The sequence below is a fragment of the Streptomyces sp. NPDC048248 genome (assembly GCF_043201875.1).
Taxonomy (GTDB): domain Bacteria; phylum Actinomycetota; class Actinomycetes; order Streptomycetales; family Streptomycetaceae; genus Streptomyces.
In genome coordinates, this window is sequence record NZ_JBICZL010000016.1 from 97,691 (window position 1) to 110,595 (window position 12,905).

A 12,905-nucleotide genomic window follows, 5' to 3' on the forward strand; every position below is an offset into this window, starting at 1 on the left:
GCGGGCCGCCCCGGCGGGAGGCGACCGGCCTACGAAACGGGATCGAGGAGAGCGTCGAAGGCGGGCGGCAGGCTCTTCCACGCCGCCGGTCCGCCCGCGTACTCGGCGTCGGTGAGCACACAGGACCGCAGCAGGGACGCGAGTCCCTCACGGTCCAGTCCGGGCGAGGTGAAGACCAGATGCTGGGCGCGGTCGCCGTGCTCGGGATGCCAGTCAAGCGCGGCGGCGGCCCGCCGCACCGGCGGGACCATCTCCCAGGCGGCGTCCGGCAGCGAAGCCAGCCAGGGCCCGGCGTTCTCCACGCAGAGCGCACCGCCGGCGGCGTCCCAGGACAGCAGGGTGTCCGGGCGGTCGGCCAGCCAGAAGCGGCCACGGCTGCGCGCCGCCGCGCAGGTGAGGTCCTCCAGCGCCGCGTAGAGCCGCTCGGGGTGGAAGGGCCGGGTGTGCTGCCAGACGAGCGTGGCGACGCCTTCCGCATCCGCGTCCTGCGGAAGGAGAGCGCAAGCGGGGTGCTGTCGCGCCGCGGCCGCCTCGACGTCGAATCCGGCCATCGCGGCAGCAGCCAACTCTCCTGACTCCACGGCGACCTGATGTGCCGTGGGATGCAGTTGCGCGAGCAGCGCCAGATCGGCGGGCTCCGCCTCCTCCTCCCCCGGGGCGAGCGCCAGCACCGGTGCGTACTCCAGCTGGCGGGCCCAGGTGTCCGCGACGGTGCGCTGGTCGGAGGCCGCGGCGGCGAGTCCCGCCTCGGCGAGGTCGTCGCCGCAGCCGAGGTAGGGCAGCAGCAGCGCGGGGTCGACAGCGGTGATCACTCCGGTCAGCGCCAGATTCTCGCTGCCGCAGCCCGTGACCACCTCGGCCATCGCCTTCGGCTCGACCGAGTCCCACAGCTCCACGATCGCCAGCCGGCAGGTGCGGCCTGCGGCCAGGCGCTCCAGTTCGGGCACCAGGTCCTCGCGCAGCGCGCAGCAGGCGCAGTCGTTGACCAGCGGCGCCTCGCCGGTGTCGAGGACGCCGCCGCCGTCGCGGACCGTGCGCCGGACGGCGCCGTCGGCGGCCGAGGCGAGGTCGTGGTGGAGGGCGACGCTGCCGGGGACGGTGCGCAGCAGCCGCTCGACGGCGGCCTGCCGCGCCGTTGCGTGCAGGCCGCCCACCAGCACGACGTTGAGCCGCTCCATCAGCGGGCCTCGCGCTTGCCGTAGCGGCGCTCGAACCGCTCGACGCGTCCCGCGGTGTCCAGCACGCGGGCGGTGCCGGTGTAGAAGGGGTGGCTCGCCGAGGAGATCTCGACGTCGATGACGGGGTAGGTCCGGCCGTCCTCCCACTCGATCGTCTTGTCACCGGTGGCGGTCGAGCGGGTCAGGAAGGCGAAGCCGGCGGCACGGTCGCGGAAGACGACGGGCCCGTACGCGGGGTGGATTCCAGGTTTCACGGTGCTCAGCGCTCCTCTCGGAAGTCGACATGACGGCCGGCGACGGGGTCGTACTTGCGCAGCACGAGGCGGTCGGGGTCGTTACGGCGGTTCTTGCGGGTGACGTACGTGTAGCCGGTGCCGGCGGTGGACCGGAGCTTGACGACCGGGCGTAGTTCGTTGCGGGCCATGTGGTTACTATACGGAAATGGTTTCCATTTTCAATAGGCCCCCGAGGGCCGCGACCGAAGGGACCGCACCTTGTCCGCCCACTGCCAGCTGACCGGCCGCAAGCCCGGTTTCGGCAACACCGTCTCCCACTCGCACCGCCGCACCTCGCGCCGGTTCGACCCGAACATCCAGCGCAAGCGCTACTGGCTGGAGAGCGAGGGCCGGCACATCCGGCTGACGCTGAGCGCCAAGGGCATCAAGACCGTGAGCACGATCGGGATCGAGGCGGCCGTCGCCCGCATCCGGGCACGAGGGGAGAAGGTCTGATGGCGAAGCAGAGCAAGATCGCCAAGAACGAGAAGCGGCGCGCGACCGTAGCGCGCTACGCGGCCCGGCGGGCCCTCCTGAAGGCCGTCATCCGCAATCCGCAGACCCCGCAGGAGGAGCGCGACGCCGCCCGGCACGAGCTGGCCCGCCAGCCCCGGGACGCCAGCCCCACCCGGGTCCGCAACCGCGACAGCGTCGACGGCCGCCCGCGCGGCTACTTCCGCGCCTTCGGCCTCTCCCGCGTACGACTGCGCGAGCAGGCCCACGCCGGCTACCTGCCCGGCGTACGGAAGTCCAGCTGGTAGGACCGGCGGGCCACTGCCCGGGCCGGGCCACCCCCCGGCCCGGGCAGTGGGACCGTTCGGGTGATACTGGACAGAACGTCCACAGGCACCCCCCGACGAAAGCGAGCCCGCGATGCTCCGGAACGCCTTCGAACCCTGGCACCTGGTCCTGATCATCCTGGCCTTCGTGCTGCTCTTCGGCTCGAAGAAACTGCCCGACATGGCACGCGGCCTCGGCCGCTCGATGCGCATCCTCAAGTCCGAGGCCAAGGCCCTCCAGGACGACACCCCTGCGCACCCGTCCGGCCAGGAGCCCGCGACGAAGCCCGACACGGAGCCGCACGCGGAGCCCTCCGCCCGCCACTGACGCCGGGGCACCCGGCCCGCCGGCAACCGCCGGCCACGACCTAGTGGTCGCCGCCCTCGTCGATCAGCCGCCGCACCTCGCGGTCGATCAGCCCGAGCCGCGCCTCGGCCACCAGCGGCACGGCACGGCGCTGCCGGCGCGCCTCCGCCAGATCGATGTCGACGGTGACCAGCGCGGGCTCCCACTTCGGCGCCTGCGCCACCACCGCGCCCCGCGGATCCACCACCCGCGAGCCGCCCCAGAAGGCCGCGCCGTGCTCATTGCCGACCCGGTTCACGAAGACCACCCAGCACTGCAGCATCCGCGCCGTGTAGGACAGCAACGTGTCCCAGTAGAGCCCGGTGTCCATCGCCTCCGGGTCCAGACTCGCCGCGCTGTTCGTCGGCACGAACAGCACCTCGGCGCCGTCCTGCACCGCCAGCCACGGCAGCACCGGCTGCCATGCGTCATTGCACACCAGCGTCGCGCCCCGGCCCCCGCTCGCCGACTTGCTGAGGTCGTACGCCCGCAGCGACTGCCCGGGGCTGACATGCTTGCGCTCCTCCCACGCAAGGTAGTTGGGGAGGTAGAGCTTGCGGTGCGCATGCAGCAGCGCCCCGGCCGAGTAGTGCCCCGCGGTGTTGTACGCGCGCAGGCTGGTGTACTCGTGGAAGCCGACCACGACGTCGGGGCCGAGGATGCTCAGCTCAAGCAGCCGGGGGTCGCGCACCTCGATCGAGGAGTCCCGTTCGAGGGCGCCCAAGTGATAGCCGTGCAGGCTGAGTTCGGGGAAGACGACGAGGTCGGCGCCCTGCGCCGCGGCCTGCTCGATCTGGTCGCGGGCCACGTCGAGGTTCTCCGCCACATCGCCCAGCACACAGTCCGTCTGCGCCAGCGCCACGCGCATCGCCCGCACCTCCCCGATTAATCACCTTTGCCCCTTTCGCCAAGTCTGCCAGAGCTGACGCCGCGCCGAGCGGTGATGGCCGAGCCGGGGCCTTCCGACACCCCCCACGGGTACTGCGGACCGGCTCGGAGGCCCACACCCCCACCACCCCCGGTCGCGAACAGAGATGCCGGAGGGCGGTCTCCCCGGAGCACCGGCCGTTGCCTCGTCCATGCGATGCATTCCAGCCGAGTTCAAACCCCCGGCGTGAGAGGTACCACCAATGAGCGAAAGAACGATCCTTCCCGTGCCGCACACGGGTTTCGCGCGTTGATCCCCACGATCCGCCAGACGCCCCGCCGGACGGCTTCCAGCCGCAGCCCCCCGGCGGCAGGGGCGCAGCGGTAAGCGGTGGAGTCGCCCGGCGATGCCGACGGTCGGCTCGACCGGGTGGCCAAGGCCGAGCGGCCCCGCCGGACCCGCTCGGCCGGCCGCCGAGACCACTCCGCGGCGCCGACCGAGCGGGACCACCGGCCGCCGCCCCGGCGCACAACTGCGCAGCACCATCCCCCGCCGCCACGCGCGGACGTCCCTCTTCCTACGGGCACTTGCGCCCTCTCCCCAGGAATGGACAGGAAGAGAAACAGAATGCACTGAAGACATCGGACGCCGGCGCAATGTTTCCAGAATGTGGATGCTGCGCACCGCATATACGCCCGGAATTGACGGTACGGATCGAGTGTCCGGTCAGTTGTACGCCTGGTGGATAACAGGGAGCTGCTATCGGTCCACACCGAAGTGCTCACCGGTTCCCGCTCCTGGCCTGCATGCCAATGCCCGGGCAACCCCATCAATTTCGCCGGGGCATCGGCATGCATCCCTCCACACACTCTGCTAACGACTGATTCCACACCCGGCAGTCACAACCGAATAACAATGCCGTGTGCGGATGGCAAAGGCCCGGGCCGCCCAGAAGAAGGAGGTCTGGGTGACCCGGGCCTTGAAAGGCTGCTCCAGGATTGTCGGCACCTTTGCCGACTCCGGAGAGGACCGTGATGTCGTCCGGAATGTGCGACGCATCGAGAAGCGAGCCGAGGTTCGCCACCATCGCTCGGGGGGCACCTGGATTTCGGCCGAAAGGGAAAGTGACGCGACGCCAGGTGTCTCACTGCCGGACGACTTCGGTATCCGCCGCCAGCAGGAGCTTTCACACGCCGGGAATTACTTCCCGATCTGCACCCCACCGAGCAGCGGCGACTTCTTGGTGGCCCCCGTGGCGCCACCGAGAAGCCGATCGGGGTCGGACTTCGCCTTGTCGGCAGCTCCCTTGACGGTGTCGACCAGCGGCGCGATCTGGTGGCCGTCCAGGTCCTTGCTCTTCAGCGCGTCCGTCAGTCCGCCGTTGACGCTCATCTTCGAGCCCGTGGCACCGGCGGGACGGGCCGGGCCCGCGGCGAAGGAGGGTGCGGCCGCTCCCAGCGCCATGACCGAACCGACAACAATCGCGGCAGACTTCGCGTACTTCACTTCAGCTGTCCCTTCTCGGGCGGTGCTTGAGGGATCCGCGACACCAGATCCACATGAGCATTCACATCGCTGCTCGGCTCACCGCATTCCCTCTGACTAACGAGTACCGCCCCGCGGGGAAACTCCGCCGCGCCCGGTTCCTCGACACGCCGCCCAAAAGGTTTCCGGAATCCACACCCCGCGCGGGACCACTCGAACGCCGATCGGCCCCGGCGCACAAACTGTGCACCGGGGCCGATCGGAAAGAATTGACTCAGCTGGTGGTGAGTCAGTCGTTGACGCACTTGTTGCCGAACGCGGGGTTCAGCAGCGCGAGGACATTCACGGTGTTGCCGCAAACGTTGACCGGCACGTGGACCGGCACCTGGACGACGTTGCCGGAGATGACACCGGGCGACTTCTTGGCAGAAGCCTTGGCACCCGAGTCGGCGAACGCCGGCGCAGCGGCACCCGCAACCATGAGCGAACCGGCAGCGACCGCAGCGACCTTTGCGTACTTCACTTTCAGCCCTTCCTGCAGCGGGTCCGTAGCGAACACGACCATCGTGCCGCACGGGCGTCGTGACTGCTCGCCCGTAACTCCGCTGCCATGATTGGTAACGACGTCCGCTCGCCCGCGAAACTATTGCGAGGCGGACTTTGCGAAGGATCACCCGAATGCCGCAAGGACATCTCCGGGAGATTTGCCATGCCTACGACACAAAAAAAACCGGTGCCCCTCGAACGGACGGCGGCCCCTACCGAATGCGAATCCTCACCCAATGGGAAACGCGGAATGCAAGGGATGCCGCCACCGCGCACTGATGCGGTGGATCCGCGGGCGGCCCCCCGTGCTTGACGGTCTGCCGATGCCGGCGAGTGGCCGCGGACACGGCAAGGGCCGGTACGGAGAACCCGTACCGGCCCTGAAGGCCTACCGGACAGCGGACGGCCTCGATCGCTGAAGGGGAATCAGCGGTTGGTGCACTTGTTGCCGAACGCCGGGTTGAGGGCCCCGACGAGGTTGGCGGTGTTACCGCAGACGTTGATCGGCACCGAGATCGGGACCTGGACGACGTTGCCCGAGATCACACCCGGGGAGTGCGAAGCACCGCCCACCGCGCTGGCACCGCTTTTGCCGGTGGTGGCGCCGGCGATGCCCGCCCCGCCCACGACAGCGATGCCCGCGGCGGCGGACATGACGACGGCCTTGGAGACAAACTTCACGGCGAACCTCTTCACTGAGCAGCTTCAGGGTCTTTACATGCCGCTTGGAGCGACGATCTGCCCAACGCATGAAGTCAGCGGGAGGTAGCGGTCGCATTCGGGTGAACATGCTTCTCGTGTGCTGGAAGGTGCAAATGGGGCTTTCGTCGTGAACGGGCTGCCCACACTGCTCACGCCCTCTCGGGAATACGGACGAGCGCTCGCCTCATCTGTCAGTGGTGTGCTGTGCAATGACGCCATGAAAGACGTGGTGAAGGTGACGCACGCACAGGTGCTGGCCTGGCGGCTGCGGCAGCAGAGCCTGGCGCCGCGTACGACCGCCTCGCCCGAGCGGCTGGTGGGGCGGCTGGCCGGTGTGCAGGCACAGGTCGCCTCCGCCGCCGAACTGGCCGTCGGGACACGGCGGAAGAACCCGTCCGCCGATGCGGTGCGGCGTGCCCTGGAGGCGCGTTCCGTGGTCAAGACCTGGGCGATGCGCGGCACCCTGCATGTGCTGCCTGCCGACGAAGTGGCCTCGTATCTCGCGCTCTTGGGAGCTGCGCGGAGCTGGGAGAAGCCTTCCTGGCAGAAGGCCTTCGGGGTGAGCCCCCGGAAGATGGAGGCGCTGGGCGAGGCCGTGGACGGCATCCTGGACGGCGAGGTGCTGACCCGTCAGGAGCTGACCGATGCGGTGGCCGCGCGCCGCGGTCTGGAGGGGCTCGGGGAACAGCTGGCCTCCGGCTGGAGCGCCGTCCTGAAGCCGCTGGCGTGGACCGGGAGGTTGTGCCAGGGGCCTCCCCGGGGACAGAAGGTGACCTTCACCTCGCCGCGATCGTGGGTCCCCGGGTGGCATGGCGTGCCGGACGCGGAGGAGGCGGCTGCCGACGTGATCGGCGCCTATCTCGGGGCGCACGGCCCTGCCGATCCGTTGGCGTTCGACGCCTGGCTGCTGCGCGGCGCGACCGGTAAGGCCACTCTGCGCGGCTGGTTCGCCTCGCTCGGGGACCGGCTGACGCGGGTCGAGGTCGACGGCGTGGGCGGCGCGTTCGTGCGGAGCGAGGACGCCGAGGCGCTGACGCGGGCGAAACCGTCGCGGGAGGTACGGCTGTTGGCCGGCTTCGATCAGTACGTCCTGGGGCCCGGCACGGCCGACACCCGGCTGATCGAGGCCGGGCGACGCACGGCGGTGAGCCGGACGGCGGGCTGGATCTCACCGGTGGTGGTGCACGAAGGCCGAGTGGCCGGTGTGTGGGAGTTCACGGAGGAGAGCGTCGCGGTGACATTGTTCGCCGAGCACGGCGAGGTGCCACGTGCCGGTCTGGAGGCGGAGGCCGCGCATCTGGCCCGCTGTACGGGGCGTGAGCGGTCGCTCGCCGTACGAACGGAGTGAGGTCGGCGTGCCGCCGAGTTGGGCCAAAGCGGCGCGTGGGCCGCGCGGCGTGCCGAAGGTGCTGGTCAGGGGCATTGTCAGACCCTGGTGGAAGACTCAGGGACATGAGATGGGCGGTGGCGGAGACGGGCGACGGGGGTGCGCGTCTCTGCCCGCTCGCCCCGGACGGCCGGCCCGCGGGGCCGGTGGTGGAGGAGCCCTCACTCGCCGAGGCGGTGCGAGCGCGACCCGAGGTCGAGCGGTGGGTGTGGCGGTCCACCTCGGAGATCTACCGGCGGCTGCTGGCTTCCGGGGTGCGCGTCGAGCGCTGCTACGACGTCGAGGCCGCCGAGTCGCTGCTGATCGGGCACGAGGAGGGGCAGTCGGGTCAGCCGCGGTCGCTGGCCGCCGCCTGGGCGCGGCTGCACGCTCTGCCCGTGCCGCAGGACGCTCCCGCTCGGGCCGCTGAGACCCAACCGTCGCTGTTCGCGCCCGGCCCTGTGCCGCTGCCGCCGGGGACGGACGAACTCACGGCCCTGCTGGAGGTGTACGCCGGGCAGCTGGCCCGCACGGCCGGGACTGAGCACCCCGAGCGGATGCGCCTGCTGCTGGCCTCGGAGTCCGCGGGCATGCTGGTCGCCGCGGAGATGAACCGGGCCGGGGTGCCGTGGCGGGCGGATGTGCACCGCAAGCTGCTGGACGGGCTGCTGGGTGAGCGCTATCCGGGCGGGCTGGAGCCACGCCGGATGGCGGAGCTCGCGGAGAGGGTGTCCCGGGCCTTCGGGCCGGGCGCGCGGGTGCGTCCCGATCTGCCGAACGACATCATCAGGGCCTTCGCCCGCGCCGGTTTCCCGCTCGCCTCGACCCGTAAATGGGAACTGCAGCAGATCGACCACCCGGCGGTGGCACCGCTGCTGGAGTACAAGACGCTCTACCGCCTGCACACCGCGCACGGGTGGGCGTGGCTCCAGCAGTGGGTGCACGACGGCCGGTTCCGCCCCGAGTACCTCCCCGGCGGCACGGTCTCGGGCCGCTGGACGACGAACGGCGGTGGCGCACTGCAGATCCCGAAGGTGATCCGGCAGGCCGTGCTCGCCGACCCGGGGTGGCGTCTGGTGGTCGCGGACGCCGATCAGATGGAGCCGCGGGTGCTGGCGGCCGTATCCCGGGACCGTGGCCTGATGGACGTCGCGGGCAGCGGCGAGGATCTCTACGCGGATCTGGCGGCCCGTGCCTTCGGCGGCGACCGCGCCCAGGCCAAGCTCGCGCTGCTCGGCGCGATCTACGGCCAGACCTCGGGCGACGCCCTCAAGCACATGGCGGACCTGCGCCGCCGCTATCCGGCCGCGGTGGCCTACGTCGACGACGCGGCGCGGGCCGGCGAGGAGGGGCGGCTGGTGCGCACCTGGCTGGGGCGCACCTGCCCGCCGGCGTCCGTGGCGGCGCCCGACGAGGCCGGGCTGCCGCAGGAGGAGGACCCTCCGACGGGGTACGGCAGCGGTTCGGCGGCCCGGGCGCGCGGGCGCTTCACCCGCAACTTCGTCGTCCAGGGCAGTGCGGCCGACTGGGCACTGCTGGTGCTGGCGGCACTGCGTCGCTCGCTGTCCGAGTCCGGCCTCCGTGCCGAGCTGGTCTTCTTCCAGCACGACGAGGTGATCGTGCACTGCCCCGAGGAGGAAGCGGCGACGGTGTCCGAGACGATCGCGGCGGCGGCCGCGACGGCGGGCCGGATCGCCTTCGGGGAAACGCCGGTCCGGTTCCCGTTCACCACTGCGGTGGTGGGTTGTTATGCGGAGGCGAAGTGAAGCGGGTGTGGGCAGTCGGCGGCGGCGCGGGGTGCCATCGCTGCTTCGCGTTGCCGGGCGTGTTGGCTGCCGGCGTCCTTGGCCGGGGCCGGTGCACGGTGCCGAGGGCATCGCGTGGCAGCTCGGGACGGCCTTCCGCGTGGCGGGTGACACAGGAGAGGACCCTGTGCCGAGTGGTGCTTGTGCGACGCGGGGGTACGTGTCAGGAGACACCGACGGACCACGCGCCCTCGGTGCGCACCGACGGGGACGGTAGGGGTTGCGGAAGCGGTGGGGCAGCGGAAGCGGTGATGCCGTGGCAGCGGCGCCTCACGCGCGACCGGCACCACGCCGGCACGGCACCACGCCGACGCCCCTGATGACCAGGAGGGGATTCGCATGACCAACCGGCCCGCACCGCAGGTGCATCCTGAACTCACCGAGATTTTCGATTCGTTGCCACCGTCCGCCGATCCGTATGAGGACATCGAGGGGACCCGCGAGGGGTTCAGAGCGATGCTCGCCGCGCATCCGGCAGACCGTAGCGGCGTGCGCAGCGAGCGGTTCGACATTCCGCGGGCGGACGGCAGCGCGCTGACGGTCGAGGTGTACAGGCCGGAAGCGTCCTCCCCGGGGAAGCCGTTGCCCGGCGTGCTGCACTTCCACGGCGGCGGATACGCGATCGGGCGTTCGCTGCCGGGCCAGGACCGTGCGGCCATCGCGCTCTGCCGTCAACTGCCCGCCGTCACCATCGCGGTGGAATACCGGCTCGCGCCCGAGCACCGCTACCCGGCCGGCCTGGAGGACTGCTACCTCGCCCTCGAATGGACCGCGCGGCGGGCGGAGGCGCTCGGTATCGACCCCGAGCGGATCGCCGTCACGGGGAAATCCGCGGGCGGCGGCCTCAGCGCGGCCGTCGCGCTGATGGCCCGCGATCGCGGCGGCCCGGCGCTCGCCTATCAGTCGCTGTGCGTCCCCGATTTGGACGACCGCGTGGGCGCCGAGGCGGCGAAGGAGCAACCGGGGGCGGATTCGCGGGTGTCGAGCCCACGGACCGTTCAGGCGGTGTGGGACCACTACCTTCCCGAGGGCGTCAAGGCGGACGCGTACGCCGCGCCGTCCCGGGCCACCGACCTGTCGGGCCTACCGCCGGCCTACGTCCTGGTCTGCGACCTCGATCCGCTGCGCGATGCCGGGCTGGCCTACGCCCGGCGCCTGATGGACGCGGGCGTCGCCGTCACGGTCCGCAACGTGCCCGGCGCCTGGCACGGCTTCGAGCTGTACGCCCCCGGCACCCGGGTGGCGAGGGAGATGACAGCGCACTGGACGGGGCAGCTGCGGACGGCGCTGTACCCGGCGGCAGCCGAGCAGGAGGTGGAGTAGCGGGGGGCGGAGGGACCGGTCCGTGGCTCCCTCTGAGGGTGATGACGAGGGTGCGGTGATGACCCGTCACGCGTACGTCTCCGCGCAGGAAGAGCCCGGCCGCGTGAGGCCGCCGGACCTCCGGGAACTGGCGTCGCCGGGGACTTCGATCACGTCATCTCCGGCGAACCGCTTCCCCGGGAGGATCAGGACGCGCTTGAATCCCTCGGAGTGCGATACGACTTGGCGACAGAGGGGACTCATCGGCCATGAGCACGCAGAACGGCGCGGGGAACGCGGGCCACGCGGGCGGCACCGGCGGCACACCTGCCGGGCGGAACGGGCCCGACGACCACGGCGGCCGCGAGGGCTCGCGACCGGACACCGGCCCGGCCCCGGGCCCCCGCTCCGATCTGGAGCGCATCAACCCGCCCCATCTGGCTCCGCCGACGGGGTTCAGCCACGCCGTGCGCGCCGCCTCCGGCACCATGGTCTTCCTCGCCGGGCAGACGGCCCTCGACGGATCCGGCCGGATCGTCGGCGCCGGCATCGTGGAGCAGTTCGAGCGGGCGCTGAGCAACCTCCTGGAGGTGGCGGCCGCCTCCGGCGCCGGCCCCTCCGACCTCGCCAAACTCACCGTCTTCGCCGTGGACATCGCCGACTACCGCCGGCACGCGGCGGACATCGGCCGGGTGTGGAAGCGCCTGGTCGGCGGTGACTACCCGGCCATGGCGGTCATCGGCGCGACGCGTCTGTGGGACGAGACGGCGCTGGTCGAACTCGAAGGGATCGCCGTCGTCCGCTGAGGCCGTCCGGCGGGGCCGAAGCGCGAAAGACCAGGGGCACTCGCTCCACCGGCTCCCCGGTGGGGCGAGTGCCCCTGGCACTGCTCGAACGCTCGCTCACGCGCGCATGGGACTTCAGTTCCTGCCGCGTGCCGCCCCGACGGGGTCCTTCTTGAACGCCCAGGTCATCTTGGGTTCCATCGCGAACCGGAAGGCGCGCTGTACCGGTGGTGTGCACAACACCGTGACCACTGTGCCGGCGATCACCGTCAGCAGGACCGCGCCCCAGGGCGTGTGCATCCACGGGTTGTCGTACCAGTCCCAGAAGCGGGAGCCCTTGGCGAGGAAGCCGTGCAGCAGGTAGCCGTAGAGGGTGCCCGCGCCGAGCGCCGTGCACCACATCGTGCGGCCCGGGATCCAGGCGAAGAAGCAGGCCACCAGCACAAGGGAGCAGCCGAACATCGCGAGGGTCATCACCGCGCCGCTCCACCAGGGAGCCGCCAGCTCCTGTGCGCTGTCGCGGTGGTAGAACCAGGCGGCGTTCATGCGCGGCGCCGCCCAGTACGCGAAGAGCAGGGCGAGGGCGAAGACCGGCACCGCCAGGATCCGTGCCTTCCGGCGGCGGACCAGCTTGAAGTGCTCCGGCCGCAGGCACAGGCCGATCACGAAGAACGGCAGGAACTGCAGCGTGCGCTGGAGGTCCATGTCGTCGCCGATGTCGGGTGACACGGAGGCGAGTACCGCGATGGCCAGCGCCAGCGGGACCGGCCAGCGCACGATCTTCCACAGCGGGGTGGTCAGCCGCCAGACGAACAGCGCCAGCAGGAACCAGGTGAGGTACCAGGGATCGGTGAGACTGATCGGATAGCCCGGGTCGTCGTCCGCCCACCTCTTGAAGAGCGTGTAGGCCACTTCGAAGAGGACGTACGGGACAGCGACGCCGGTGACCAGTCGCTGCAACCGGTCCTTGCGCATATCGAAACTGCGCGAGAAATATCCGGAGATGATGATGAACGCCGGCATGTGGAAGGCGTAGACGGTGATGTAGAGGGCCGCCGCCGACCGGCTGCCGTCGCGCAGCGGCTCCCAGCTGTGCCCCATCGCCACCAGCACGATGGCCAGGTACTTGGCGTTGTCGAAGAACGCGTCGCGCGGCTTGGCCTTGGCGTCGGCCCCGGTGGGCGCCTTGGCGCGTCCCCTGCCGTGGCCCTTGGGCTTGGCGTGCGAAGCGCCGCCCCGGTTCGCCTGCGCCGGTGGCCGGTTGGTCTTGGTGACGTCGGCGGGCACCGCGGTCATCGTGGCCGTCGCGGTCGCTCCGGCCGGCGCCGCCGGCTGCTGCGCGCCGGGCATCGCGGCCGACGGACTCAATGCGTCATGCGGTACCTGCCGCGGCGGGGGAAGGGGCACCCGCCGCTCGCCGTACGCCGGAAAATCGTTCTTCAAGGGCCCTCCCGGAACGAACCCAGGG

Annotated in this window: 15 protein-coding genes; 7 read left to right on the plus strand and 8 right to left on the minus strand. The window is 71.0% G+C overall.

The window, feature by feature from the left end; genetic code table 11:
* Positions 1-29: 29 nt before the first annotated feature.
* The 3 genes from ACGFZW_RS30535 to rpmG are packed head-to-tail and all read right to left on the minus strand — an operon-like array spanning position 30 to position 1,602.
* Positions 30-1,178 (minus strand): CobW family GTP-binding protein, encoded by a 1,149-nt coding sequence (locus ACGFZW_RS30535; protein ID WP_393896498.1) that lies wholly within the window; start codon positions 1,176-1,178, stop codon positions 30-32.
* Entirely contained in the window at positions 1,178-1,432 is a 255-nt protein-coding gene (locus ACGFZW_RS30540) for a type B 50S ribosomal protein L31 (protein WP_393896499.1), read from the minus strand. Before ACGFZW_RS30540 ends, ACGFZW_RS30535 begins: the two co-directional genes overlap by 1 nt.
* 5 nt (positions 1,433-1,437) lie before the next feature.
* Positions 1,438-1,602, minus strand: a complete 165-nt coding sequence (rpmG, locus tag ACGFZW_RS30545; protein ID WP_030284084.1) for a 50S ribosomal protein L33 — start codon at positions 1,600-1,602, stop codon at positions 1,438-1,440.
* A 70-nt stretch (positions 1,603-1,672) separates the two neighbouring features.
* Here rpmG and rpmB point away from each other — a divergent pair, with 70 nt between their 5' ends.
* The 3 genes from rpmB to tatA all read left to right on the plus strand — a co-directional run bounded on the left by rpmB (position 1,673) and on the right by tatA (position 2,560).
* On the plus strand, positions 1,673-1,909 hold the full coding sequence (gene rpmB, locus ACGFZW_RS30550) for a 50S ribosomal protein L28 (RefSeq protein WP_393896500.1): 237 nt from the start codon (positions 1,673-1,675) through the stop codon (positions 1,907-1,909).
* The gene (gene rpsN, locus ACGFZW_RS30555) at positions 1,909-2,214 is read left to right on the plus strand and encodes a 30S ribosomal protein S14 (RefSeq protein ID WP_393896501.1); all 306 of its coding nucleotides are present in this window, start codon (positions 1,909-1,911) and stop codon (positions 2,212-2,214) included. The genes rpmB and rpsN overlap by 1 nt, the downstream gene beginning before the upstream one ends.
* Positions 2,215-2,326: 112 nt before the next feature.
* Positions 2,327-2,560: a Sec-independent protein translocase subunit TatA gene (gene tatA, locus ACGFZW_RS30560; RefSeq protein WP_393896502.1), complete on the plus strand. Its 234-nt coding sequence runs from the start codon at positions 2,327-2,329 to the stop codon at positions 2,558-2,560.
* 40 nt (positions 2,561-2,600) lie between these two features.
* On the opposite strand, the gene ACGFZW_RS30565 is transcribed toward tatA, so the two are convergent.
* The 4 genes from ACGFZW_RS30565 to ACGFZW_RS30580 all read right to left on the minus strand — a co-directional run bounded on the left by ACGFZW_RS30565 (position 2,601) and on the right by ACGFZW_RS30580 (position 6,158).
* Complete coding sequence (locus ACGFZW_RS30565) at positions 2,601-3,446, minus strand: nitrilase-related carbon-nitrogen hydrolase (protein ID WP_393896503.1); 846 nt, start codon at positions 3,444-3,446, stop codon at positions 2,601-2,603.
* Positions 3,447-4,646: 1,200 nt separating this feature from the next.
* Positions 4,647-4,952 carry a hypothetical protein gene (locus ACGFZW_RS30570; protein WP_393896504.1) on the minus strand — a complete coding sequence of 102 codons (306 nt, stop codon included), beginning with the start codon at positions 4,950-4,952 and terminating at the stop codon, positions 4,647-4,649.
* 268 nt (positions 4,953-5,220) lie between these two features.
* On the minus strand, positions 5,221-5,454 hold the full coding sequence (locus tag ACGFZW_RS30575; protein WP_393896574.1) for a chaplin: 234 nt from the start codon (positions 5,452-5,454) through the stop codon (positions 5,221-5,223).
* A 449-nt stretch (positions 5,455-5,903) separates the two neighbouring features.
* Positions 5,904-6,158 (minus strand): chaplin, encoded by a 255-nt coding sequence (locus ACGFZW_RS30580; protein ID WP_393896505.1) that lies wholly within the window; start codon positions 6,156-6,158, stop codon positions 5,904-5,906.
* 238 nt (positions 6,159-6,396) lie between these two features.
* On the opposite strand from ACGFZW_RS30580, the gene ACGFZW_RS30585 reads away from it, so the two are divergent.
* The 4 genes from ACGFZW_RS30585 (at position 6,397) to ACGFZW_RS30600 (ending at position 11,458) form a co-directional block, all read left to right on the plus strand.
* Positions 6,397-7,527, plus strand: a complete 1,131-nt coding sequence (locus tag ACGFZW_RS30585) for a winged helix DNA-binding domain-containing protein (RefSeq protein ID WP_393896506.1) — start codon at positions 6,397-6,399, stop codon at positions 7,525-7,527.
* A 104-nt stretch (positions 7,528-7,631) separates the two neighbouring features.
* Positions 7,632-9,311 carry a bifunctional 3'-5' exonuclease/DNA polymerase gene (locus tag ACGFZW_RS30590; RefSeq protein ID WP_393896507.1) on the plus strand — a complete coding sequence of 560 codons (1,680 nt, stop codon included), beginning with the start codon at positions 7,632-7,634 and terminating at the stop codon, positions 9,309-9,311.
* A 378-nt stretch (positions 9,312-9,689) separates the two neighbouring features.
* A complete protein-coding gene (locus ACGFZW_RS30595; protein WP_393896508.1) occupies positions 9,690-10,673 on the plus strand; it encodes an alpha/beta hydrolase in 984 nt (327 codons plus the stop codon).
* A 392-nt stretch (positions 10,674-11,065) separates the two neighbouring features.
* Positions 11,066-11,458: a RidA family protein gene (locus ACGFZW_RS30600; RefSeq protein ID WP_393896575.1), complete on the plus strand. Its 393-nt coding sequence runs from the start codon at positions 11,066-11,068 to the stop codon at positions 11,456-11,458.
* 114 nt (positions 11,459-11,572) lie between these two features.
* Here the strand turns inward: ACGFZW_RS30600 and ACGFZW_RS30605 are convergent, their stop codons facing one another.
* On the minus strand, positions 11,573-12,880 hold the full coding sequence (locus ACGFZW_RS30605; RefSeq protein ID WP_393896509.1) for an acyltransferase family protein: 1,308 nt from the start codon (positions 12,878-12,880) through the stop codon (positions 11,573-11,575).
* Positions 12,881-12,905: the final 25 nt, after the last annotated feature.

What these genes read in the sequence shown, in the direction of transcription:
- ACGFZW_RS30585 (WP_393896506.1), top strand. Translation starts at nt 6,397, where the DNA reads ATGAAAGACGTGGTGAAGGTGACGCACGCACAGGTGCTGGCCTGGCGG.
- ACGFZW_RS30535 (WP_393896498.1), bottom strand. Translation starts at nt 1,178, where the DNA reads ATGGAGCGGCTCAACGTCGTGCTGGTGGGCGGCCTGCACGCAACGGCG.
- tatA (WP_393896502.1), top strand. Translation starts at nt 2,327, where the DNA reads ATGCTCCGGAACGCCTTCGAACCCTGGCACCTGGTCCTGATCATCCTG.
- ACGFZW_RS30595 (WP_393896508.1), top strand. Translation starts at nt 9,690, where the DNA reads ATGACCAACCGGCCCGCACCGCAGGTGCATCCTGAACTCACCGAGATT.
- ACGFZW_RS30565 (WP_393896503.1), bottom strand. Translation starts at nt 3,446, where the DNA reads ATGCGCGTGGCGCTGGCGCAGACGGACTGTGTGCTGGGCGATGTGGCG.
- rpmG (WP_030284084.1), bottom strand. Translation starts at nt 1,602, where the DNA reads ATGGCCCGCAACGAACTACGCCCGGTCGTCAAGCTCCGGTCCACCGCC.
- rpsN (WP_393896501.1), top strand. Translation starts at nt 1,909, where the DNA reads ATGGCGAAGCAGAGCAAGATCGCCAAGAACGAGAAGCGGCGCGCGACC.
- ACGFZW_RS30590 (WP_393896507.1), top strand. Translation starts at nt 7,632, where the DNA reads ATGAGATGGGCGGTGGCGGAGACGGGCGACGGGGGTGCGCGTCTCTGC.